This window comes from Stenotrophomonas daejeonensis (assembly GCF_001431505.1).
Lineage (GTDB): Bacteria > Pseudomonadota > Gammaproteobacteria > Xanthomonadales > Xanthomonadaceae > Stenotrophomonas > Stenotrophomonas daejeonensis.
This window is the reverse complement of the sequence record NZ_LDJP01000120.1, coordinates 1-686: the sequence shown is the minus strand read 5'-3', so window position 1 is coordinate 686 and position 686 is coordinate 1. Positions and strand designations below refer to the sequence as shown.

The window sequence follows — 686 nt, the reverse complement described above, 5'->3', positions numbered from 1 at the left end:
GCGCCACGCCACCACCGGCCGCGGAAGCAATCGCGCATGGCATGATGGCCGGCGTCTTCACGCTGCCGGCAAAGATGGTCATCAAGGGCAAAGCCACGTCACTGGACATCGCGCACATGGCGGGCGTCTCGCAACCCACGGTGTCGCGCGCGCTGCGCGGCAGCCCGATGGTCAACGCCGAGACCCGCAAGCGCATCCTCGAGATCGCCCGGCAGCTGAACTACAAGGTGGACAAGAACGCCTCCAGCCTGCGCTGCCAGCAATCGGGCACGCTGGCGCTGCTGTTCTTCGAGGACCCGACCCCGGACGACTCGCTGATCAACCCGTTCTTCCACTCGATGCTGGGCTCGATCACCCGCGCCTGCGCGCTGAAGGGCTACGACCTGCTGGTGTCGTTCCAGCAGCTGTCCAGCGACTGGCATGCCGACTTCGAGGACAGCAACAAGGCCGACGGCATCATCCTGCTCGGCTATGGCGACTACCACGAGTCGGTCGAGCGCCTGCAACGGCTGGTCGAGCAGGGCACGCACTTCGTGCGCTGGTCGGCCAGCCGTTGCAGGCGCTCGACCGACTCGTGGTAGTCGCCATAGCCTGTCTCTTCTCCACATCTCCGAGCCCCCGAGACAGGCAGAACAATCGTATGCCGTCTTCTGCTTGAAACACACAAAAACAACAGTAATCAAATA

1 pseudogene is annotated in these 686 nt (G+C 63.6%); it reads left to right on the top strand.

The features are described from left to right. Positions 1 to 74: 74 nt before the first annotated feature. Positions 75 to 551: pseudogene (locus ABB34_RS14665) on the top strand (LacI family DNA-binding transcriptional regulator); the annotation flags it as partial. Positions 552 to 686 lie beyond the last annotated feature (135 nt).